This window comes from Rhizobium sp. BIGb0125, from assembly GCF_024810055.1.
Taxonomy (GTDB): domain Bacteria; phylum Pseudomonadota; class Alphaproteobacteria; order Rhizobiales; family Rhizobiaceae; genus Agrobacterium.
The window spans coordinates 1-23,207 of sequence record NZ_JANUDV010000010.1; the positions used below are offsets into that span (position 1 = coordinate 1).

General features: G+C 54.8%; 22 protein-coding genes. 8 read left to right on the forward strand and 14 right to left on the reverse strand.

The genetic code is table 11. From position 1 onward, the window contains the following. Positions 1-437: 437 nt before the first annotated feature. Positions 438-2,384: a M23 family metallopeptidase gene (locus M2418_RS22950; RefSeq protein WP_259149328.1), complete on the forward strand. Its 1,947-nt coding sequence runs from the start codon at positions 438-440 to the stop codon at positions 2,382-2,384. A gap of 154 nt (positions 2,385-2,538) precedes the next feature. On the opposite strand, the gene M2418_RS22955 is transcribed toward M2418_RS22950, so the two are convergent. Continuing rightward, positions 2,539-3,369 carry an SH3 domain-containing protein gene (locus tag M2418_RS22955; protein WP_259149329.1) on the reverse strand — a complete coding sequence of 277 codons (831 nt, stop codon included), beginning with the start codon at positions 3,367-3,369 and terminating at the stop codon, positions 2,539-2,541. A 266-nt stretch (positions 3,370-3,635) separates the two neighbouring features. Between M2418_RS22955 and ubiG the strand changes: the two genes are divergently transcribed. Then, complete coding sequence (gene ubiG, locus M2418_RS22960; RefSeq protein WP_259149330.1) at positions 3,636-4,382, forward strand: bifunctional 2-polyprenyl-6-hydroxyphenol methylase/3-demethylubiquinol 3-O-methyltransferase UbiG; 747 nt, start codon at positions 3,636-3,638, stop codon at positions 4,380-4,382. Positions 4,383-4,420: 38 nt separating this feature from the next. On the opposite strand, the gene M2418_RS22965 is transcribed toward ubiG, so the two are convergent. Genes M2418_RS22965 through M2418_RS22980 form a run of 4 tightly spaced genes read right to left on the reverse strand, consistent with a single transcriptional unit; the run spans position 4,421 to position 6,812 of the window. Beyond that, complete coding sequence (locus M2418_RS22965) at positions 4,421-4,849, reverse strand: DUF1178 family protein (protein ID WP_259149331.1); 429 nt, start codon at positions 4,847-4,849, stop codon at positions 4,421-4,423. Continuing rightward, complete coding sequence (locus M2418_RS22970) at positions 4,846-5,706, reverse strand: carbon-nitrogen hydrolase family protein (protein ID WP_259149332.1); 861 nt, start codon at positions 5,704-5,706, stop codon at positions 4,846-4,848. Before M2418_RS22970 ends, M2418_RS22965 begins: the two co-directional genes overlap by 4 nt. Before the next feature lie 15 nt (positions 5,707-5,721). After that, positions 5,722-5,976, reverse strand: coding sequence for a glutaredoxin 3 (grxC, locus tag M2418_RS22975; protein WP_259149333.1), 255 nt, complete (start codon positions 5,974-5,976; stop codon positions 5,722-5,724). 59 nt (positions 5,977-6,035) lie between these two features. After that, on the reverse strand, positions 6,036-6,812 hold the full coding sequence (locus tag M2418_RS22980; protein WP_259149334.1) for a ComF family protein: 777 nt from the start codon (positions 6,810-6,812) through the stop codon (positions 6,036-6,038). Between the two features lie 60 nt (positions 6,813-6,872). Here M2418_RS22980 and M2418_RS22985 point away from each other — a divergent pair, with 60 nt between their 5' ends. Then, the gene (locus M2418_RS22985) at positions 6,873-7,751 is read left to right on the forward strand and encodes a methyltransferase domain-containing protein (protein ID WP_259149335.1); all 879 of its coding nucleotides are present in this window, start codon (positions 6,873-6,875) and stop codon (positions 7,749-7,751) included. Between the two features lie 67 nt (positions 7,752-7,818). Here M2418_RS22985 and M2418_RS22990 read toward each other — a convergent pair whose 3' ends face one another. From M2418_RS22990 to M2418_RS23015, 6 genes are all read right to left on the reverse strand, one after another. Then, positions 7,819-7,992, reverse strand: a complete 174-nt coding sequence (locus M2418_RS22990) for a Flp family type IVb pilin (RefSeq protein WP_250985619.1) — start codon at positions 7,990-7,992, stop codon at positions 7,819-7,821. Positions 7,993-8,139: 147 nt separating this feature from the next. Further along, entirely contained in the window at positions 8,140-8,466 is a 327-nt protein-coding gene (locus M2418_RS22995) for a hypothetical protein (protein ID WP_250985618.1), read from the reverse strand. 88 nt (positions 8,467-8,554) lie between these two features. Next, positions 8,555-8,968 (reverse strand): 8-oxo-dGTP diphosphatase MutT, encoded by a 414-nt coding sequence (gene mutT, locus M2418_RS23000; RefSeq protein WP_192491434.1) that lies wholly within the window; start codon positions 8,966-8,968, stop codon positions 8,555-8,557. After that, positions 8,965-9,750, reverse strand: coding sequence for an N-acetyltransferase (locus M2418_RS23005; RefSeq protein WP_250985617.1), 786 nt, complete (start codon positions 9,748-9,750; stop codon positions 8,965-8,967). The genes mutT and M2418_RS23005 overlap by 4 nt, the downstream gene beginning before the upstream one ends. Positions 9,751-9,754: 4 nt before the next feature. Next, complete coding sequence (gene argJ, locus M2418_RS23010; protein WP_259149336.1) at positions 9,755-10,996, reverse strand: bifunctional glutamate N-acetyltransferase/amino-acid acetyltransferase ArgJ; 1,242 nt, start codon at positions 10,994-10,996, stop codon at positions 9,755-9,757. A gap of 71 nt (positions 10,997-11,067) precedes the next feature. Further along, positions 11,068-11,946: a peptidylprolyl isomerase gene (locus M2418_RS23015; protein WP_250985615.1), complete on the reverse strand. Its 879-nt coding sequence runs from the start codon at positions 11,944-11,946 to the stop codon at positions 11,068-11,070. A 241-nt stretch (positions 11,947-12,187) separates the two neighbouring features. Here M2418_RS23015 and secA point away from each other — a divergent pair, with 241 nt between their 5' ends. From secA to M2418_RS23040, 5 genes are all read left to right on the forward strand, one after another. Beyond that, the gene (secA, locus tag M2418_RS23020) at positions 12,188-14,905 is read left to right on the forward strand and encodes a preprotein translocase subunit SecA (protein ID WP_259149341.1); all 2,718 of its coding nucleotides are present in this window, start codon (positions 12,188-12,190) and stop codon (positions 14,903-14,905) included. A 180-nt stretch (positions 14,906-15,085) separates the two neighbouring features. Continuing rightward, on the forward strand, positions 15,086-15,421 hold the full coding sequence (locus tag M2418_RS23025) for a hypothetical protein (protein ID WP_192491439.1): 336 nt from the start codon (positions 15,086-15,088) through the stop codon (positions 15,419-15,421). Positions 15,422-15,584: 163 nt separating this feature from the next. Then, positions 15,585-16,481 carry a DMT family transporter gene (locus tag M2418_RS23030; RefSeq protein ID WP_259149343.1) on the forward strand — a complete coding sequence of 299 codons (897 nt, stop codon included), beginning with the start codon at positions 15,585-15,587 and terminating at the stop codon, positions 16,479-16,481. 153 nt (positions 16,482-16,634) lie between these two features. Beyond that, entirely contained in the window at positions 16,635-18,050 is a 1,416-nt protein-coding gene (locus M2418_RS23035) for a lipopolysaccharide biosynthesis protein (RefSeq protein ID WP_259149503.1), read from the forward strand. A 71-nt stretch (positions 18,051-18,121) separates the two neighbouring features. After that, positions 18,122-19,333 (forward strand): GNAT family N-acetyltransferase, encoded by a 1,212-nt coding sequence (locus tag M2418_RS23040; protein WP_259149504.1) that lies wholly within the window; start codon positions 18,122-18,124, stop codon positions 19,331-19,333. A 92-nt stretch (positions 19,334-19,425) separates the two neighbouring features. Here the strand turns inward: M2418_RS23040 and M2418_RS23045 are convergent, their stop codons facing one another. From M2418_RS23045 to M2418_RS23055, 3 genes are all read right to left on the reverse strand, one after another. After that, a complete protein-coding gene (locus M2418_RS23045; RefSeq protein ID WP_250985611.1) occupies positions 19,426-20,043 on the reverse strand; it encodes a hypothetical protein in 618 nt (205 codons plus the stop codon). 206 nt (positions 20,044-20,249) lie between these two features. Next, positions 20,250-21,878, reverse strand: coding sequence for an iron ABC transporter permease (locus M2418_RS23050; protein WP_259149505.1), 1,629 nt, complete (start codon positions 21,876-21,878; stop codon positions 20,250-20,252). Between the two features lie 162 nt (positions 21,879-22,040). Beyond that, positions 22,041-23,057 carry an extracellular solute-binding protein gene (locus M2418_RS23055; RefSeq protein WP_259149347.1) on the reverse strand — a complete coding sequence of 339 codons (1,017 nt, stop codon included), beginning with the start codon at positions 23,055-23,057 and terminating at the stop codon, positions 22,041-22,043. Between the last annotated feature and the right edge of the window lie 150 nt (positions 23,058-23,207).

Below are 23,207 nucleotides of genomic sequence, written 5' to 3' on the forward strand. Positions count from 1 at the left end.
CCATAAAAGCCAATCTATCGTGATTTCTCTAGAACGAAGCAGTCCGTCGCCAGCAGCGCCGCCGCCCTCGTTCAGTGAGCGGACTTATAAATCTAACCAAACAAACAAGTCAACAGCCCTTTTTCATATTTATAATAAAATCACACAAACTACTGTTTTTATTAGAGAAATGTATGTTTTTCGATCGTTTCGCACGCCACGATAGTTTTAGACCCTACTCACATGCACTGCAAACAAGGGAACATACGAAATCTCTAATGTGTCTGCCTTTATTCTGCCCTGACTCCGCCACATCTCAATGGTCAAAGGAGCGTTAATATCGTCCCGCGCTGATATGTATATATGTAAGAGCTTACGCATTTGACTCGCGGCATTGAAAGTTGCACACCTTCGGCAGTACCTTCTGGAGATTAAATGAAAGACTGGTCGCAACAAGCATGATAGCGGACCGCAACACGATCCGTTCGCTTGGCAATGAGCCTCCAATTCTGGCAGATGGGCGTCGCGCGCCTGATCGCCGGGAGATTTCACTGCGTTGGCTGTCCGGCACATTTCTCACCGGTATCACCTCTTCTATATTGATGGGCGTTGCACTGTTTGCAGCTCTCGACGGACGCCAGCAATTGGCCATTCCTGCCGAAGCCTTTGCAAAAGCGGATATGAACAGCGCATCAGCAGATGTTACACGTCGCGGCGGCCGTATTCTTGAAAGCAATATTGCAGCGCGCCCGTCTGACCGTTCCGTACTGGAAGTGTCAACCGTCATTCATGATGGCGACAAGGAAGTCGTCCGCCGCGTACCATTTGCGCATGTGAAGATCGCACTCGCGTCCAATTATGCGACGCAGGATGATTATCCAGCCTTTGATCCCCTAAATATCTTTGCAGCCAATGGCGCACCGCCACCGGCGGCAAGCCGTACCGGCACTATTTATGGCTCTGATGTGGAGTCAGAAGTCAGCCTTCGTACCGTGGCATTTCCGTTGAAGAACCCGGATTTTGCTTATGCAGGCGCAATGAGCATTGATGAGGTTGAGGAAGCTGTAAGATCAAACGGCTCCATTTTGACCGATGGCAATGAGCAGCTCGCTGCGCTCTATTATATCGACCCACGCCGTTTCGACACGTCCGAAAGTGATGTGGACATTACCGCTGGCCTTTCGGCGCGCGTGGTTGAACAGAATATGTCTGTTTCCACACCTCAGACAATTGTCGCCAACCAGCTTGAATATGCAGATGATGTGATACCGGTTCGTCAAGTCAGCAAAATCGCCGAACTTCTGGGAGCCAATGGCTACAGCAAAGAACAGGCCGATACCGCTGCAAACAGCCTTGAGCCTTTGTTGCGTTCTGCTGAACTGGCACCTGGTGACGTATTGCGGGTTGGCATTCTGCAAGGTGAAGGCGAAAGTGCCGCCAAAATCGTCCGCGCCAGCGTCTATCGTAAAAACCGGCACGACGTCACCGTGGCGGTCAATGACAAAGGCCAGTTTGTAGAAGCAAGCGAGCCTCCGAAACTGGATGCCGTAGCGAGCGCTTTTGAGAGCAATCCGGCGGCCGCCATGGCAAACCGTGATTTGCCGCGTGTTTATGACGGCATTTACCGCGCCTCACTTGCGTACGGCATGAACAAGGACATGATTGGCCTGATGATCAAGCTGCTAGCCAGCAGCGTCGACTTTCAGGCACAGTTGCGTCCAACCGACACGCTGGAAGCTTTCTTCTCCGTACAGGATAAAGAAGGCAAAGCCACCGACGATTCAGAACTGCTGTATGTGAATGCCAAGTTTGGTGACAACGAAACAAGGTTCTATCGTTTCCAGAACCCGGAAGATAACAGCGTTGACTACTTCAATGAAGACGGCAAGAGCATCCGTCAGTTCCTGATCAGAAACCCGGTGCCAAACGGTCGTATGACCTCCGGTTTCGGCATGCGCCGTCACCCGGTTTTGCGCTTCAGCCGCATGCACACCGGTACAGACTGGGCAGCTCCGCGCGGCACGCCCATTATTGCCACCGGCAACGGCGTTATCGAGAAAGCCGGATGGGCAAATGGTTACGGTAACCAGACCCTCATTCGCCACGCCAATGGTTATGTCTCGTCTTATAATCACCAGAGCGCCATCGCCAAGGGTGTGAAAGAAGGCGCGCGCGTCACCCAAGGTCAGGTGATTGGCTATGTCGGTTCGACCGGCCTTTCGACCGGCGCCCATCTGCACTACGAACTGATCGTCAATGGCACCAAGGTAGATGCCATGAAGGTTCGTCTTCCCGGCGGAAAATCACTGAGCGGCGATGCACTTGCCAGATTTACCGATGAACGCCAGCGTATCGATGCCTTGCTCGATTCCGAAGGCAAGCCGGAACAGGTCGCCAGCCGCTGAGTCAATTTGTAATCGAATGACAAAACCGGCTTTTTAGCCGGTTTTTTTGTGCGTGGATTTCAGGACACAAGCTACGGTCGATCTCTAGAAACCTAGCCACCCCAATGAAAAAGGCGGCCACATCGCTGTGGCCGCCTTGGTTTCTGGTCAAACATTAAATGCTCGGGCGGCAACCTGGCATGCCGGGCATGCATGGTTCGCCCCGATCATTGGCGCCGCCACGTTGGCGGTCCGGATCATATTGGCGGCGTGGTTGATCGCCATTGTTGCCACCGGGCCGGCTGTCCTCGCTCCAGCGCGGAGGATCCCGGCGATTATCGTCTCTCCGGTTATCGTCTCTGCGGTTGTCGCTGCGTTGGTCATCGTCGCGCCGGTCATCACGGCGCGGCGGACGCTGACCACTATCCCACTCCTGACCGTAACGCTGTTCCCAACGGCCATCATTGGGACCACGTGGCGGCGGCGGGCGGTTCCAGTTGCCATCACCGGGACGTGGTGGGGGGCGATTCCAATCGCCAGGGCGTGGTGGCGGAGGTCTGTTCCAGCCGGGAGGTGGTCCACCCCAATCATTACGAGGTGGGCGCGGACGGCTCCAACGATCGCGATCACGATAAAAATCACGGTCGCGATAATAGCGATCCCAGTAGGTACCGACATCGAAGGTGATGATCGGAACGCCCAGATCGCGGTAATAACGTGGTTCCACATAAACGCGGTTCTGGCGATATTCGGCCTGAACATAACGGCCCGCTACCCAGCCACGTCCACGACTGAATGAAACGTCGCACCATGGCGTGTCGGAAAGGCAGCCATAAATGACCAAGGGTGCCCCTTCCGGTATCACCACAACCGCTGGATATGCGGTGCTCGGGCCTGAGCGCATGTTGACGTTTGCGGTTGCAAAGCCTCGAGTGGCCGCCTCCGCAAGCGCCGGCATGGCGACAAGCGCCAGAAGCGCAATTGCACCATATAATTTCTTCTTCACGTTCGTTCTCTCCCTGGACAAGGCCCGCCTGCCGATTTCCGGCATCCTTCTTAATCATCGTTGGAACGCAATTTGGATTTTTTGATGATGATAAAATTCTGCTTCCAAACTGCGTGATATCATGCCGCAGATGTCTGGAAAATGCCGACTTTTCAGTCTTTTATTACGGCGTTAACGAACTGGCCGTCAGGTTGTTCCAAAGGTATCTCTTGACTTCACACGTCAATCATTGGACTCCAGTCCGCAAACAGCTTGGAGCATTGCAGATGAACGAAACAGCAAAAACGACCATCGACCAGACGGAAGTTGACCGCTTTTCGGCCATGGCCGCAGAATGGTGGAGCCCGACCGGCAAATTCCGTCCGTTGCACAAGTTCAATCCGGTGCGCCTCGAATATATTCGCAACCAGGTCTGCGAAGCATTTGGCCGTGACCCTAAATCCCATAAGCCACTCGCCGGACTTCGTATTCTTGATATCGGGTGCGGCGGCGGCCTGCTCTCAGAGCCCGTTGCCCGTATGGGTGCGGACGTTGTTGGCGCTGATCCATCGGAAAAGAATATAGGCATTGCCTCGACCCACGCCCGTGAAAGTGGCGTCTCGGTCGACTATCGTGCCGTGACCGCCGAACAGCTTCACGAAGCAGGCGAGACATTCGATGTGGTGTTGAACATGGAAGTGGTGGAGCATGTCGCGGATGTCGACTTCTTCGTGACAACATGTGCAAGCATGGTACGTCCCGGCGGCCTGATGTTTGCTGCCACCATCAACCGCACGCTCAAGGCGCGCGCCCTCGCCATCTTCGCGGCTGAAAATATTCTGCGTTGGCTGCCGCGCGGCACGCATCAATATGAGAAACTGGTTCGTCCGGAAGAGTTGGAAAAGCCGCTGACCGAAAGCGGCCTGCAGATCATTGACCGCACCGGTGTGTTTTACAATGTGCTGCAAGATCGCTGGAACCTGTCCAGCGATATGGACGTAAACTACATGCTGCTGGCAAAACGCCCCGCATAAGATTTACGCAGTTCAGTTCACATCATCCGGGATGAAGTTTAGTTCACATCATCCGGGATAACAGGCAACGGCGCAATATCGATGCCTTCTTCGACCAATGCCTGGGCTTCCTGCAAGGTCGCCTGCCCGATAATGCCGCGTTGGTCTGTCTCACCATAATGGATCTTGCGGGCTTCCTCGGGGAACCGCTCGCCGACATCTTCCGTATTGGCACGAATTTCCGCCAACGTTTCTTTCACCTTGGCCAGCACCGCTTTTTGCACTGTATCCATCGCCAGGGTGCGCATTTCATCCTGTTTGCGTGCAGTAGATACAGAAGGCGCCATCAGCGCCTTCGTAACCTGAAGAGAATTGCAAACCGGACATGATACGAGACCACGTTCGACCTGCTGGTCGAAATCGGCACTGCCTGCAAACCAACCTTCAAACTCATGCGCCTTTTCGCAACTAAGCGAGTAACGGATCAAGCCGCCTCACCTCCAGCTGAAGACGCTGCTTTAACTGTGTCCAGTTTGAAATCACGTGCGTTCTTGAGGTTCGGGATTTTTCCACGTGCAGCGGCGACTGCCGAAGGATCGATCTCCGCATAGATGATTTCCGCACCTGCTCCACCGGCAACGGCCAGAACCTTGCCCCATGGGTCGACGATGATCGAATGACCGAAGGTTTCGCGCTCGTCTTCGTGAACACCGGCTTGTGCCGCGGCAATCACAAAAGCACCATTTTCAATGGCACGGGCGCGCAAAAGCACTTCCCAATGTGCTTCACCGGTCTGGCGGGTAAAAGCGGCCGGAACCGTCAGCACCTCAGCGCCTGCAACGGCTTCCGTTCTGAACAGTGACGGGAAACGCACGTCGTAACAAATGGCAAAACCGAAGGATGCCAAAGGCAGCGTCGCAACGCGCGCATTAGTACCCGGCTCATAGGCTGCACTCTCACGCCAGCTCTCACCATTGTCGAGATCGACATCAAACATGTGGATCTTGTCATAGGTGCAGATCCTCTGACCATCAGGCGCAAACAGGAAACCACGATTGGCAATCTTGCCATCATCTCTGGCAATGGCCGTTGAGCCGACATGCACGTAAATACCAAGCTCCTTGGCAAGTCTTGCAGCAGTCGTTGCAATGATATCGGTGTCTTCATCTTTCAGGACAGCACGCAACGCAACGCGATCCTTCTGGATTGCACCGGTCATTTCCGGCGTCTGAACGTAAACAGCGCCATTGGCCGCCGCTTCACGGATCAGCTTTTCCATCTCAACGGCATTTTTCTCCGGATCAACACCGGAGCACATCTGAATTGCGGCAGCCTTGAAAGTCATCTCGCTATCCCGTTCTCAGTTCGCAAGCAACGCGTCAAGTTTGCCATCCCGTTCAAGGGCATGCAAATCATCACAACCACCGACATGCTGGCCAGCGATGAAGACCTGCGGGAACGTATTACGTCCGGATTTCTCTATCATTTCCTGCCGATATTCTGGCGTTACAGTCGCGTTATACTCCGCATAATCAACGCCCTTCTCATCAAGAAGAGCCTTTGCGCGGGCGCAATAACTGCAAAAATCGCGTGTGTAGATCGTGACAGATGCCATAGGTTTTCCCCAGGTTATGCAACATCATCAATGGAAGGCGTTTCAGCCTGTTCACCCCGTCATATAGGGCCGGAAATAGCCATTGCAAAGGTCAAAACGGTGACATCTGCGGCGCCCGCTTTCTTTAATAGTCGCGATACCGCTGAAACGGTCGCACCGGTGGTATAAACATCATCCACCAGCACCACTCTTTTCCCTGCAACATCCAGTTCGCGTCCCGGCGCAAAGGCAAATGCACCTCGCATATTGTCCTGTCGCCCCTTTGCAGTGAGGCCAACCTGTCGTTTGGTTGGTTTGGTCCTGATAACGGATGAAGACAGAAAAGGCTTTCCTGAAAGGTCCGCCAGATGGCGTGCCAGTTCTGCAGATTGATTGAAGCGCCGTGATATAAATCGTCTCCGGTGCAGTGGCACGGGTATGATGTAGTCACATTGTTCGATCATGCCGTCACTGGCACGCAGCATCCAGACTGCCATCGTGCTGACAAGATCCAACCGATCGAGATATTTCAGTTGATGAACGAGCTTGCGTGCTGCGCCCTCATGAATGACAGCTGATCGCAAACGGTCAAAAGGTGGCGGATTGGCAATCGCTTCGGAAGAGAGCATGCCTGGGCCCGGATCACTGGAAAATGGTAGACCCAAAATTTCGCAATAGGGACGCTCGATAAATCCGATGCCACTCCAGCATTCGCTGCAAAATGCACCGCCTCGCGAGATGATAATGCCACAACCAGCACATTGTGGAGGATAGACAATATCAACTACCGCCCTGCCCCATTGGCGTAGCAGTCCAATTGGTCCCGATGATAAAAAACGTAACCTGCCCGACCCCATGATGTTGACATTACCTTCGAACGGGTGCCTTTGCGAAGCAAATATTCTGAAGGCCATCCCATGGACATACTTTTCGACCAGCGGCTGATTGAAGCCAATCGCAAACGCGCCCTGCGCACACTGGATGAAAAGGCGCTTTTTCTGCTCGATATCGTCGCCGATGAAATTGCCGAACGGCTTGTTGTCGTTGAGCGGCAGTTTGAGACAGCGGTCGAACTTCATGGCGCAACCGGCATCACCGCACGACGGATCATGCAGATCGGCAAGGTCGAAACGTTACACCGTGTTGAAATAGACGCCGCTTTCGCCCAATCAGGCGAAACAGTACAGGTCGCTTCGCTGGAGCAATTTCCACTCGAAGAGGCCTCGGCCAACCTTATCGTGTCGCCACTTGGCCTACACCTTACCAATGACACACCCGGTGCCTTTATCCAGATCAGACGCGCATTGAAGCCAGACGGCCTGTTCATGGGGGCAATTCCTGGAGCCGGTACCCTTGCCGAATTGCGCGACGTGCTGCTCAGCACAGAGGCCGAGTTGACGGGCGGTGCCAGCCCGCGTGTCATTCCTTTTGCGGATGTGCGTGATGTTGGCGCCCTCTTGCAACGTGCAGGTTTTGCCCTGCCGGTAACCGACACCGAAACCTATACGGTACGTTACGATTCCATTTTCCCGCTGATGCGTGATTTGCGTGCCATGGGCATGGCCAATCCGTTGATGGGCCGCAGCCGTGCGCCGCTCAATCGTCACTTCTTCATGCGGGCTGCCGAGATTTACGCTGAGCGATATTCCGATCCGGACGGTCGCATCCGCGCCACCTTCTCATTCATTTATGTGTCAGGCTGGGCACCCCATGACAGCCAGCAGAAGCCGCTTAAGCCAGGCTCGGCAAAAATACGGTTGGCGGATGCCCTGAAAACCAAGGAAATAAAGCTTTGACCTCGGTCATGCCGAGCATGGCAGGGTGAACAAGTTGCAATAACGACAGGAAGAACGGCCTGAGCTTTCAGGCCGTCGAACTTGCCAGTGCGTTATAGATGATATCGAATATCTTGCCCAGATTTTCGGTGATCGCCCCAAAGCCCAGAATAATGGCGATAGCGATCAAGCCACCGATCAAGCCATATTCAATAGCGGTCGATCCCTTACAATCACGCAGCATCTCAAAAAGCTGGCGCATTGATTTTCCTTGTCCGGCAAGCCGAGCCTGCTGCTGCTTGAATGATGTCGTCATTTCGGCGCGCGCAATTGCGGCCGGAACATATGAACAGGGTCATTTCATGCCGATAATGTCGGCACCGGCCTCCCGGCCGCACTGCAGGTACAATCAGCAGCCGCTTTCGTTGCCATAGCCTTCAACAATACAAACCGAACCGGGTGTTTGCTGGAGAATACTGCGCCTTATGGAATAGGTTTTTTTGCCGTCTACCGAAGCAGCAGGCTTGATCGATCCGGTGGTAATCATGTCGAAATTATCAGGAACCTGCGCCAGACGCGGCTCTCTATTCTTGCCAGCCACCATCGGTGTGATGATCAAAGACAGCGCAATGGCTGCCGTACCGAACAGCAGGGCAATGTTCAAAATGCCAGTTTGGCGCGCCTTACGAGAATAAGGCCGACGGACCTCTACGGTCTTCCAGAAATCCTCGTTCATCGTTACGCCTCGTTTACCAATTCTACACAGTGGAATGTGCCAGATGGTGCTAAACGATCTATTAACGGACGATCAATTTTAGAAAGATCTAAAGCAAATCCTGAAGGTAAGGGATAAGCGGTTCGTCGGCGGGTGGCATAGGGTAATCACGCAGTGCATTGACCTTTACCCATTTGACCAGCTGACCTTCGCGACCGTAGGGGATTCCCTCATAACGACGGCATACGAAAAGTGGCATCAGCAGGTGAAATGTCTCGTAGGAATGGCTAGCAAAAGTCAGCGGCGCAAGGCAGGCAACCTTGGTGCGAATGCCCAGTTCCTCTTCCAACTCCCGCACCAGTGTTTCCTCAGGCGTTTCTCCTGCTTCCAGCTTGCCGCCGGGAAATTCCCAAAGGCCTGCAAGAGACTTTCCTTCAGGACGTTGTGCCAGAAGAATACGGTTGTCACTGTCAACGAGCGCGCAAGCCGCAACCAGTACGATCTTCTTTCCCGCTTCGCTCATTGCGCATCGCCTTTTCGCCAGTAAGCATAGGTATAGGCTTCGGTGAAACCGAATTTCTCGTAGAGTGCCAACGCCGGTTTGTTGGTTGAAACCACCTGCAACCAAGCGAGCTTGGCACCGCTCAACCGCGCCCAACGCAGCGCCGAAGTCAGCACCTGCGTCGCGATACCCAAACGACGGCTGTCCTCTGCCACATCCAAGGAGAGAATGCCGGCAAGATCGATGTCCTGTACGCAGATGACGGTCGCCTGCGGTTCGCCCTCGACGTCTTCCTTGATAAACAGACCAAGCGGCGGCACGATCGAGCTGACGATCTCGGCAATAGCCGGACGCAGCCCGGCATCATCGCCAGAGACCTTGAGGTGAGCCTCAACGAAACGCCCGACATCCTGGCTTGGCAAGTGTGAGATAGTTTCCGGCAATTCCGCGCTTGAAATGTCGGCGGTCATCACCTTGACCTCTTCAAAGGCAGACCAGCCGCTTTTGCTTAGATGTTCGCGCAATTGCGGTGGCATCAGTGGCGTTTCGCGCACCAGAAGCGGCCGTCCGTAATCTTCGAACCTCTTGCGCGCTTTTTCCAGCCGCATATCGGTATTGCCGTAATCCGAAGGATCCAGCGGCACGACACAGTTGATGCGCTTGGAAGGATGCGAACCTGTCATGCGCACCTGCCAGCTGCCATCGTAAACAACTGATGATGCTGGCCATGCACGGAAGCTGACCGCCTCTAAACGGCGAACCAGCGGAAAATTGACATTATTTTTAGGCTTATCGACAGTCACAAAATCAGCTCCGGTAGTCACCGTTGATCGCCACATATTCCTTGGTCAGATCACAGGTCCAAACCGTAGCGGTGCCATTGCCAAGACCGATATCCACCTTCACGGCAATATCTTCCAGCTTCATGACCGCAGTTGTTTCCGCTTCCGAATAGGCCGGATCACGTTCGCCATTAACGGCAACACGAACATTGCCAAACCAGATGGCCAGAAGGTCGCGGTCAGCCATTTCACCGGACTTGCCAACGGCCATTACGACACGGCCCCAATTGGCGTCTTCGCCGGCCACAGCTGTTTTGACCAACGGCGAATTGGCAATCGAAAGTGCAATCTTTTTGGCAGCGGCATCATTTTCCGCGCCGGTGACCGTCACTTCAACCATCTTGCGTGCGCCTTCGCCATCGCGAACCACCTGCAGTGCCAGATCCTTGAGCAGATCATTCAGCGCTTCACGGAAGGACGCAAGGCGGGCATCGTCGCCCTTTTCAACACGGGCCTGGCCATCAGCGGCAGCGGCACCCGTGGCAAACAACATCAATGTGTCGGACGTCGATGTATCGCTATCAACCGTAACCGAGTTGAAAGTCGGACCAACACCGGCAGACAACAGCGCCTGAAGTGCCTCAGGCGCAATATCGGCATCGGTCACTACAAACGACAGCATGGTCGCCATGTCAGGCGCAATCATGCCCGCACCCTTGGCGATACCATTGATTGTCACCTTCACGCCGCCAATGTCGGCAGTGCGGGTTGCAACCTTGGGATAAGTGTCCGTGGTCATGATGGCTTCAGCAGCCTGCTTCCAGAAATCACCGGTCGCGTCACTGTGCATCTGGCCAAGAACGCCTGCAAACTTGGTTGCGTCAAGCGGCTCACCAATAACGCCGGTCGAAGCGAGATAAACTTCATTTTCGCCGCAGCCAACAGCAGCAGCTGCAGATTGCGCCGTCAGCGTGGTGGCCTGCTTGCCCTTTGCGCCGGTGAAGGCGTTGGCGTTACCGGAATTGACGACCACTGCGCGGGCAACGCCATGTGCAAGGTTGGCGCGGCAGAAATCAACTGGCGCAGACGGGCACTTTGACTTGGTGAAAACACCGGCAACACTGGCCGGCTTGTCGAAGACCATCATCAAAACGTCTGTGCGGTTCTTGTATTTTATGCCAGCTGCCGCCGTTGCCATGCGCACACCGCGCAAGGAAGGCATTTCGGGATAGGATTTGGGAGCGAGCGGAGAAACGGCAACGGACATGACGGAACCTGACAGAAATGGGGTGGGGCTATGGAAAACGGGGCGGTAATGACCGCCCCGCGAAATATCGATTATGGCTGCGGCTGCGGCTGTGCCGCCTCAGCGTCCTGCGCTTTGTTGACTTCGTCGTAGCCAGTCTTGAGCGCCGGATCCATGATGTCGATCTTCTGCTCGGTCTTTGCCTTTTCAATCAGCGCAACATATTTTTCGCGCATAACCATCTGGCGAACCTGCTGCTCGACCTGATCAAATGGTGGTGGCGGTGCAATACGCTTGTCTTCCAACTTGATCACGTGGAAGCCGAACTGGCTCTTGACTGGGGTCTTGGTGTAAGCGCCCTTTTCGAGAGCAAAAGCAGCCTGTTCGAATTCCGGCACCATGCGGCCCTTGCCGAACCAGCCGAGATCGCCACCCTCATCCTTGTTGGAATCAGTGGACTTCTCTTTGGCGATTTCAGCAAAATCCTTGCCTTCATCAAGCTGCTTAATGACATCCTTGGCCACGTCTTCAGACTCAACCAGAATATGACGGGCGTGAACTTCTTCCTCCTGTGGCATCGCAGCGACTTCCTTGTCGTAGCGTGCCTTGACCTCTTCAGGCGTCACGGCGTCGGAAACGTGCTTGAGGAAGTAAGCATTGTGAAGTTCGCGCTCAGTGATGAAATTGACGCGGTTCTTGAAAGCGTCGGTGTCTCTGAGACCTTCCGCATCAGCATCCTTTACCAGCAGCTTCACATCGATGATGGACGACAGAGCTGCAACTTTTTTCTGCTCATCGGGAAACTGGGCAAATTGCGGGTCGAGATTGGCAATTGCCAGATCAAGTTCGGACTGGTGAATTTCCAGATCGCCCACTTTTGCAACAACGGCGTCTTCCTGCGCAAAAGCTGGAAGTTGAAGGCCAAGCGTCGCCACGATTACGGCGGCGGCAATTTTGTTATAGCGCAACATAATAAACCTTTCGGAGACTATGCCGGGTTCCACATGGCACTTCCGGCTGGAAAATGTTCCAAACATTGGATTGTGGCCATTCTGTAACCGGCAGAACCGTTGACATCATTTGCCCCCCCTCTTATCTGTCACGCAACCTCGCGTCCAGATACGTTTCCGGGCGAAAGCCGTCATTTGTTTGTGAAAAGCTCTGACGGTCGCAGCACGAAGCGGAAACGGCACTTCAGAAAGGGCCAGCAAGATGGTCAGTCTAGGCGGCATCGCCCGCAAGTTGTTCGGTTCGGCCAATGAACGCCGTGTCCGTTCGTTTAAAAGCAAGATCGCAGCCATCAACGCGCTGGAAGAAGCCACTAAGGCTCTTTCCGATGAGGCGCTCTCCGCAAAGACCGTCGAATTCCGCCAGCAGCTTGCAGATGGCAAGAAACTGGAAGACCTGATTATTCCGGCCTTTGCCGTTTGCCGTGAAGCATCGCGCCGCGTTCTGGGCATGCGCCCGTTCGATGTGCAGCTGACTGGTGGTATGATCCTCAATGAGGGCGCCATCTCGGAAATGAAGACCGGTGAAGGTAAAACGCTTGTGGCAACACTGGCGGTTTATCTGAACGCGCTTGAGGGCAAGGGCGTACACGTGGTGACGGTTAACGATTACCTCGCCTCCCGCGACGCCACCATCATGGGCAGGCTATATAGCTTCCTTGGACTGACCACCGGCATCGTCGTGCATGGTCTTTCCGACGAAGAGCGTCACGCGGCCTATGCCTGCGATATCACCTACGCGACCAACAACGAGCTTGGTTTCGACTATCTGCGCGACAACATGAAATATGATCGCGCCCAGATGGTTCAGCGCGGCCACCACTACGCCATCGTCGACGAAGTGGACTCGATCCTCGTCGATGAAGCGCGGACGCCACTGATCATTTCCGGCCCGCTTGATGACCGTTCCGATCTTTACAACACGATCGACGCTTTCATCCCTCTGCTTGATGCTGCCGATTACGAAATCGACGAGAAGCAACGTTCGGCCAACTTCTCCGAGGAAGGCACCGAAAAGCTGGAAAACCTGCTGCGCGCTGCTGGCCTGTTGAAGGGTGAATCGCTTTACGATGTCGAGAACGTTGCAATCGTTCACCACATCAACAACGCGTTGAAGGCTCACAAGCTGTTCACACGCGACAAGGACTACATTGTCCGCAATGATGAGATCGTCATCATTGACGAATTTACCGGACGTATGATGCCAGGCCGCCGTTATTCGGAAGGCCAGCACCAGGCGCTTGAAGCCAAGGAAAAGGTTCAGATCCAGCCGGAAAACCAGACGCTTTCCTCGATCACCTTCCAGAATTACTTCCGTATGTACAAGAAGCTTGCCGGCATGACCGGTACGGCATCGACCGAAGCGGAAGAATTCAGCAACATCTACGGCCTCGATGTTATCGAAGTTCCCACCAACCTGCCGATCCAGCGTATCGACGAGGATGATGAGATCTACCGGACCGGTGAAGAGAAATACAAGGCGATCATCACCGAAATCCGCGCAGCCCATGACCGCAATCAACCGGTTCTGGTTGGCACCACATCGATTGAAAAATCGGAATTGCTTGCCACGATGCTGCGTCAGACTGGTTTCGAGAATTTCCAGGTTCTGAACGCCCGCTACCACGAGCAGGAAGCCTACATCGTGTCACAGGCCGGCGTTCCCGGCGCTGTCACCATCGCCACCAACATGGCTGGTCGCGGTACCGACATTCAGCTTGGCGGCAACGTCGACATGCGTCTTGAGCGCGAACTCGACGGTATGGAGCCAAGCGCCGAGCGCGACGCAAAAGAAAAGGCGATCCGCGAAGAGATCAAGGTTCTCAAGGAAAAAGCACTGGCTGCTGGCGGTCTTTACGTCATCGCGACAGAACGCCACGAAAGCCGCCGTATCGATAACCAGTTGCGTGGTCGTTCGGGTCGTCAGGGTGACCCGGGCCGTTCGAAGTTCTACCTGTCGCTTCAGGATGACCTGATGCGCATCTTCGGCTCCGAGCGCATGGACAGCATGCTGCAGAAACTTGGCCTGAAGGATGGTGAGGCAATCGTCCACCCCTGGATCAACAAGGCCCTTGAGCGCGCCCAGAAGAAGGTTGAAGCCCGCAACTTCGAAACGCGTAAAAACCTGCTGAAATACGACGACGTTCTCAACGATCAGCGTAAGGTGATCTTCGACCAGCGTCTGGAACTGATGGATGCACAGAACATCAGCGAAACCGTTGCCGACATGCGCAGCGAAGTCATCGACATGCTGGTGCAGAAGCACATTCCAGAACATGCTTATGCCGAACAGTGGGATACCGCTGGCCTGAAGGCCGGTGTTGCCCAGTTCCTCAACCTTGATCTGCCTATCGAAGACTGGGCCAAGGAAGAAGGCATTGCTGAAGATGACATTCTCCAGCGCATCACGGAAGCCACCGAAAAATACGCAGCAGACCGTCGCGAGCGTTTCGGCGAAGAGCTGATGACCTATGTCGAACGCTCTATCCTTCTGCAGACCATCGACCACCTGTGGCGCGAGCACATCGTCAACCTCGATCACCTGCGCTCCGTCGTCGGTTTCCGCGGTTATGCCCAGCGCGACCCGCTGCAGGAATACAAGGCCGAAGCATTCGAACTGTTCCAGGCACTGCTTGCCAATCTGCGCGAAGCCGTCACCACCCAGCTGATGCGCGTTGAACTGGTTCAGGAACCACCACAGCCTGCCGAACTGCCGGAAATGACCGCTCATCACGCAGACCCGAATACCGGCGAAGACGAGATGAATGAACCGGCTTTTGCAATGGGTCTGGCTTACGTTGCCCCGGAAGATCGTGATCCGAACAACCCCGCAACCTGGGGCAAGATCGGTCGCAACGAGCTTTGCCCTTGCGGCTCCGGCAAGAAGTACAAACATTGCCACGGCGTCTTTGATCAGGCCTGATTGCCTGTTCCGCGACAAAAATCAAAAAGCCTGCAAACCTCGTTTGCAGGCTTTTTTGTTGTCATGGACAGCAAGGACGCTTGCGCAGGATCGGGCGAAAAATCAGTAGGCAGATTTACCAGTTCTTGTTGGTTTTATTTTAATGATTACCCGCTCGCTCATGAGCTGGATGGAAAAATCATGTTCAACTTCAAAACTGCGATCGTAACGGCAGCACTTTGTGCGGCCGCAGCTACGCCTTCGATGGCTGAAGACCTTGTGTTCAAGCTCATCAATGGCACGAACTCTGTGCTGACCCATTTTTATACTTCGCCTGTGGGTGTAGATAACTGGGAAGGCGATGTGTTTGGCAGCCAAGTTCTCAAGCCCGGTGAAAGCGGCACTGTCACCATTACTGACGGTCGTGATGTCTGTGAATACGACATGCGTTTCGAGTTTGAAGGCAGCGCTGACTTGGACACTACGGAAGACACACAGAACCTGTGTGAACTGAGCGAATACACGATCGAAGAATAATTGGTCGGCCAACACGACCCGCGGATGTCAGGATGGCGCAAGGGGGGACACTCATGCGCCATCGGTTGTCGGGCGGTATTCTCGCCGCATACAATTTGATTGACGCCTGTCAAAGGCTCTCATAACTGTGCCGCCAGAACCGCCTCTCTTTCTGGATAGTCTTATGAAACCGGGTGCAATCGCCGCATACATTTTTCTCGCTGTTGCGTGGGGTTTGTCATTCCTGTTGATGTTACGCGTTGTCGAAACATTCGGCTGGGTGGGCGCAGTGACAACCCGCTGTTTCATTGCCAGCCTAATGTTGCTTTTGATCGCAAAGCTGACCGGCCGTAAACTGAACTTCGACGCGGGATGGCGTGCCTTTGCCATTGTGGGCGCGACCACTGTTGCTGGTCAGCTTGTCGGCCTGTCCTACGGCACTCCGTTGATTGGGACTGCGATGGCCGCAATCATCGTTGCCACCATTCCCCTGTTCTCCATGTTGATCAGCCAGTTCTGGGGACTTGAGAAAATGACAGTACAGGGGCTGGTCGGGCTGCTGCTCGGCGCCGGCGGCATCATCCTGCTGGTTGGTTTTCCAACCGTACCAGTTACACTGTCCTTCGTGCTTGGCTGTGGTGCCTGCCTTGTCGGTTGCATCTGCGCTGCCTTTGGCAGCAACTATGCCAGCCGCAGCCTGAAAGGCACCGGTTCGTGGGAAATCACCATCGGCTCATTTCTGGCCGGCGGCTTTATCACATTGCCGCTGCTGCTCGCTGTCCCCTTCCGCGCGATACCGGGACCCGTTGATTTCTTTTATCTTTTCACGCTTGCCATGGTGATGAGTGCTTTGACTTACATCACCTATTTTTGGCTGGTTTCCAAGATCGGAGCCACCAAGGCCATCAGCGTGGAGTTTGCCGTTACCATTATAGCGGTGCTGATTGGTGCGCTGGTATTGCACGAACCACTTTCAGTTTTGCAGTTGGGTGGTGCCGTTGTTATCATTACCGGATGCATTCTGGTGCTGGGACTTTTCCCGCGCCGCAAACAACCCGTTCCTTTCATGCCGGAAACCTGAAACAGGTCGAAAATAAAGCCTGTCCCGTCCGCAAAAACCTTGACGTGCAAGGTACCGAAAACACATCAATTTTGTGCAGCCAATACCCTTCGTTAACTGGCGCAGGCTAGGCTGCGCATAGCCCGGTGGCTTTGGAATTATTGCGTGACCATCATGACGGTTCTCTATGCGGCGGAAAAAATCCTGCCCGATAGTCTTCGCTGCAAAGTCGCAGCGGTAAGGCTCGGAACCGCACGAATTTTATCCGGCGAAACCGAAGCAACGCGCGCCCAACGCATGGCGCTGATCGCCTTCCTGATCCGCATTATCAGTGCTGGCATTGCCTTCGTATCGCAGATCATGCTTGCCCGCCTGATGGGTGAATTTGACTACGGCATTTTCGCCTTTGTTTGGGTCATGGTCATTCTGCTCGGCAACATGTCCTGTCTCGGTTTCCACGCCACCGTCATCCGTTTTCTGCCGGGATACAAGGCAGCGGGCGACAACCATCTGATCCGCGGCCTGACCGCCACAGCGCGTATTTTTGCACTCGTCTCTGCAAGTCTGATGGCCGCAGCCGGTGCTGCCTTCCTGTATTTCTTCGGCGACATGATACCGGACTATTATCTGGTTCCGACCTTTCTGGGCGCCCTGATCCTGCCAATGATCGCACTCGGTGATGTGCTGGATGGCACGGCCAGAGCTAATGGCTGGCCTGTTTCCGCTCTCAGTCCAACCTACATCGTACGCCCGCTCTTGATCCTGATCTATATGCTGATCGCCATACTGGCGGGCGAACCTCACACTGCCACAACGGCAATGGTTGCCGGATTGGCAGCCGCCTACACGACAACTGTTCTGCAACTGCTGCTGATCAGCAAGAGGCTGGATCACACATTCGATCGCGGCAAAAGAACCATCCATTTCAGTCAATGGTTTCGCTTCGCCCTGCCGATTTTCGTCATCGACGGCATCGGCTTCATGATGACCAACGCAGATGTATTGGTGGTCGGCTTTTACCTGCCACCCGATCATGTCGGCATTTATTTCGCCGCCGCCAAAACCATCATTCTGGTACAATTCGTCTTTTTTGCCGTTAAGGCTGCTGCATCACCGCGTTTTGCAGCCCTGATCGCCGACAATGACCGAGAAGGACTATCCACCTTTGCCGGGCAGTCAGCGCGCTGGACATTCTGGCCGTCGCTCGGTATCGGCGCCTGTGTACTGCTGGCAGGACCTCTGTTACTCTCTCTCTTCGGACCCGCCTTCACCCAGGGTTATAGTTTGATGTTCATTCTGTTTGCAGGTTTCCTGGCCAAGGCCAGTATTGGCCCGGCGGAGGCACTGCTGAATATGACCGGACACCAGAAACTGTGTGTTGGTATTTACGTCGCAACTCTGGTGTGCGGCATCATTCTCTATCTGACCCTGACGCCGCTTTACGGACTGATCGGAGCAGCAATTGCAACGGCAGCAATTACGGTCATCGAAACCGTTCTGTTGCATGTCGCGGTACGCCATACGCTTGGCATTGTGCTGTTTGCTTTCAAGTTTCCATTTGCGCGTGCCGACCGGAAAAAGGCAGCATGATCATGACCCCCAACCAGCGCCCCACCGACATGCAAACGGTTGAGACGCCAGCAGGCGCAAAGGCCAGTGGCATGAGCGATACGGTTGCCCCTTCTGCTGACAAGACCCTGCAGATTGGTCGCGAGGGCCGAGAGTTCTGCATATATCCCGCACAACTGGGCTATGACTTGCAAGAAGAACTCGACTTCCTCACCAACCGCGTGATGGAACCGAACGTCTTTTTCACCGGTCGTCTTCTGGCACCGGCCATGACACGTATCGATGAGCGCGCTGTGCGTTTTGCGCTGATCCGCGACCGCAATGAGCAGCGCAGCCGCATGCGCCTGCTGATGCCGTTCTCGGTCGAAAAGCCTGGTTTTTCGATAGGTCCATCCGTTATTCGTGTCTGGGCCAATCCGTTTGGACCACTTGGCACGCCGCTGGTGGATACCGAAGCCGCGGCCGAAACCATTGACACCCTGCTTGACGCCTTAAGCGATGACCGCGCCGATCTGCCCGACGTTCTCGTTCTACCGGACCTGCGCCTGGATGGACCGTTTGCGCGTATGCTGAAAGCCATAGCACTCAGCCGCAACCTGCCACTGGCAACCGCTGAACAACATCAACGCCCGATGCTGCAAAGCTATGAGGATGGCGACGCCTATCTGAAAGAAACATTGGCCTCCAATCACCTGCGCGAAATGCGCCGGCAGTGGCGGCTTTTGGAGAAGGTCGGTACGCTGACCTACAATGTGGCCCGTCAGCCAAAGGACATTCGTTTCCGTCTGGAAGAATTTTTGGCATTGGAAGCCAGCGGCTGGAAGGGGCGCAAACGCTCTGCATTGGTGGATGACCGTTACCGCGCCGCATTTGCGCGTGAAGGCATCAACAACCTTGCAGAAAACGATGCGGCCCGTATTCACACCATCGACCTCGACGGACAGTCGATCGCCTCCATGGTGGTACTGATGGCACAAGGCGAAGCCTACACCTGGAAAACGGCCTACAACGAAAACTACTCAAAATATTCGCCCGGCAAGCTGCTGACATGGAAGCTGACGGACTGGCACCTTGATGACGCCAATATTTTACGGACCGACAGTTGCGCGGTCGAAGATCACCCCATTATGAGCCGCTTCTGGAAAGAGCGTGAAGAGATGGGAACATTGATCATCGGCTTGACACAGAAAAGCGACCGCGATGTGCGGCAAGTTTCGTCACAGGTCCATATGTATCGTAACACCCGCAGTATTGCGCGTATGTTGCGTCAGCGGATCATGTCGCTGGGCCGGCGCGGCGCCTGATCAACAACTCGCAACTGTCGAAGGACGAATAAATCACCCGCAAAGACATCTGCGGGTGATGGGTTTTACGTCACGTGAGAGCAAGGGGCGGTTTAGCGCGACGCCATCTGGATCATGCGGCAGAGCTGGGTCAGCGCTGCATCATAACCACCGCTACCAAGGATATCGACACAGCGACGTGCCAGCCGAATCTGCTCCGGACGAGACATGTTGTTGTAGCCGACTATCGCGCGACGCAGGGCCGGATTTTTGGTGCCGGGATTGTTGACGCCAGGGTTTCCTGGTGTGCCAGGTGTCGTCGTAGTGGTGCCACCAAGACCGAGACCCACACCCAGATTGACACCACCAGTTCCTGCATTCAGCCCGACATTGGCCTTCAATCCACGGTCGCCGCCAACCGAGGCTTTTGCATTGGCACTGGCAAGGTCGCGACCGCCAACCGTGGCTCCGACATCGGCATTAACGCCATCGCGGCCACCAACCGATGCGCTGACATCAGCACCGAGACCGCCACTGCTGCGGCCACCAACGGAAGCGCCAGCATTAACGCCATCACGACCGCCAACCGAGGCACCCGCATCCAGCCCGTCTTTTGCATCGACGCTGACGCTCACACCTTTTTCACCACCAACATTGATGTCGAGAGCGTAGGCACCCACGGGCATAAGAAGGCAGGCGGAGACGAGAAGGCTGCTTGTTATTGTTTTCATGATCTTCCTCCAAATGTTGTTAGCCACGAGCGGCTACAAACCATTGAAAGCGAAACTACATCAGCAGTTCCTTTAATTCATTTCATTTAATTAGACTTGCCTAATGAATAAAATACAAAGGACACAGGAAGAGGTGTGTGCTGATATCAAACCACGCGAGATGTCCCGTTTTGAAACAATTCTGTCTTTTTGCCGGCCAGGAAACCTTATCGACGGGTGGTTTCAATCCGACCGACGCGGGCAAGCAGGATCACAGGCAATATACCGATGACAACAATGGCCAGCGCTGCAATTGACGCTTCCTCATAGGTACCGCGTGCCGCCTCGCCATAAAGGTGGGTGGCGAAGGTCTCAAAATTCAGCGGACGCAGAAGAAGCGTTGCCGGAAGCTCCTTCACGCAGTCGACAAACACCAGCAAACCTGCAGCGGCCAGCGCCGCCCGTGACAGTGGAAAATGCACATGACGGAATGTGCTACCAGCAGTGCGACCGAGTGTTCGCGACGCATGATCAAAGGAGTGCGGTATGCGGCTAAAACCGGCATCAACACCACCAGCAGCAATGGTCAAAAATCGCGCCGTATAGGCAAAGATCAGCGCTCCGCCGCTACCGATCATCAAAAGACCGGTTGAAACGCCAAACCAACTTTGCGCAGTCACATCGACCAAGCGATCAAAAGCGCCGAGCGCGATCAACACGCCAATCGCGATCACCGTACCGGGTGCTGCATAACCGATTGTCGACAAACGGTAGCTCCACCGGCTGGTTGCACCGGGCCTTAGCCGCATGGCGTAAACAACGATGATGCCACATAGTAACGTTACGGCTGTCGCAACGCCTGCAAACACAAGCGTATTGCCTGCCTCACCGATGAGACGGGGAGAAAGCCCGCTGAAGCGGAAGCGCTTCCAGGCTTCGATAACCAAATAGATCGCCGGGAACACGAAGCCCACCAGGATCGGCAGGCTTCCAGCGAGAAATGCCAGCCAGCCCTTGAGCCGGGATAGCCGCAGAGGCTGCAGCGGATGATTGCGCTGCGCAGATACGGAATACCGCTGTCTGCGACGCGCCCACCGTTCCAAGGCAACAAGAGCAACGACGATGAACAGCATGAACAGGGCGATTTGCGATGCACCCGGCAGATCGGAACGGGTGACCCATGTCGTGTAGACGGACACCGTCAGCGTTCGTACACCAAGAAACTCGGACGCACCGATATCATTCAGCGCTTCCATCAGTGCGAGGCTGATGCCAACCGCTATGGCCGGACGCGCCAATGGCACTGCCACCCGTACAAAGACACCGCTACGAGACGCGCCAAGGCTACGTGCAGCCTCGATCAGATTGCCCGCCTGCGTCATGAACATCGCCCGCACGGGAATGTAGACATAAGGATACAGCACGAAGCTGAGCAGGATGATGCAGCCAGTGGTCGAGCGAATATCCGACAGTCGGAACTCGCGCGGGCTGGAGTAACCCAATACCCAGCGGATCAATTCCTGCACCGGACCGATCGGGTGCAGGATGTCGAGATAGGCGTAAGCGACGATATAGGTCGGCATGGCCAGCGGCAAAAGCAGCGCCCATTCCAGTATCTTGCGACCGGGAAAATCATGTGCGGCCACCAGCCAGGCGGCAAGTGTTCCAAGAACTCCGGCAATGACCCCGACGCCAACGAGCAGAACCAGCGTGTCGGGCAATGCCGTTGCCAGTACCGATGATGCCAGATGCGCCCACAGACCTTGCGAGCCCTGCAGCGCTTCAAAAAGCAACGCCAGAACCGGCACCAGTGCCAAAAGCGCAATCAACACAGCGCCAACCAGCCAGATTTCCAGTTTACGACGTCTGGCCTTGCTTGAGGATTCGACGGCTGGGTTAAGGCTCACGTATCGACCTGCTCTTCAGGTGGGAATTATCATCTTGGCCGAATAGCATTTTAAACGGCCAAAGGCGCCCGTTCAAAACGAGCGCCTCGGTAGCATGTAACAAACTGATTATCAGTTGTCGAAGCCAACCTTTTCAGCCAGTTCGCTGGCCTGTTTGCGGTGGGTAACGATTTCCGAAAGCGTCTTGTTGTCAATCTTCAGTTCGCCGAACGATGCAATGATCGGGTCGACAGAAGCACCCTGTCTGACCGGATATTCGTAGTTGGCTTCCGCGTAGATTTTCTGGGCTTCTGCAGAGACCAGATACTCAAGCAGCTTTACAGCATTGTCCTTGTTGGGCGCGTTCTTGGCAACAGCAGCGCCCGATATGTTGACCTGCGTACCGCCGTTCTTGAAGGTTGGCAGAACGACCTTGATCGCCTCGCCCCACTTGACCTGGTCTTCACCACCCTTGCCCGAACGCATCAGGCCAACATAGTAGGAGTTTGCAATACCGATATCGCAAATGCCGCCGAGGATATCCTTGGCAACATCACGGTCACCGCCACCAGCCTTGCGAGCCAGGTTATCCTTGACGCCAGCCAGCCACTTTTCAGTTTCTTCTGCACCGTAATGGGCGACGTAGTCAGCAAACAGGGCCGTGTTGTACGGGTGCTGGCCAGAACGAATGCATACCTTGCCCTTCCACTTGGCATCAGCGAGGTCTTCATAGTTGAAGGACGCCAGATCAAGGTCCTTGGCAGCGTAGAGAACGCGGGCGCGCATCGAAAGTGCAAACCAGTTGCCGTCGGCGTTACGCAGTTCAGCTGGAACGGCTTCCTTGAGAACGGCGGAATCAACGGCCTGCGTCACACCCTTTTCAACCAAGTCAACGAGGTTACCAGCATCAACGGTCATCAGGATGTCTGCAGGAGAGCTGGCGCCCTCGCTCAGAACGCGCTCAGCCAGACCGTCTTTCAGGAATACGGTATTGACCTTGATGCCGCTGTTGGTGGTGAAGGAATCGAGAAGCGGCTGAAGAAGAGCCGGTTCGCGGGTCGTGTAGATGTTCAGTTCAGTTGCCTGAGCTGCACCCGCCATGAACACGCTTGCGAGAAGTGCTGTCTTGAAAGAAATGACTTTGCTCATCTTAATCCCCTGTACTCCTAAGAAAAGTTACAGGCGGTCTGCATCATACATGACAACTGATGTCAAGTTTATGCGCTGGCAAATTCGGATAAAATACTCACTTTAAGTTGATAGCGCACCAAAAACAAAGAGGATACCAACGCAAATACA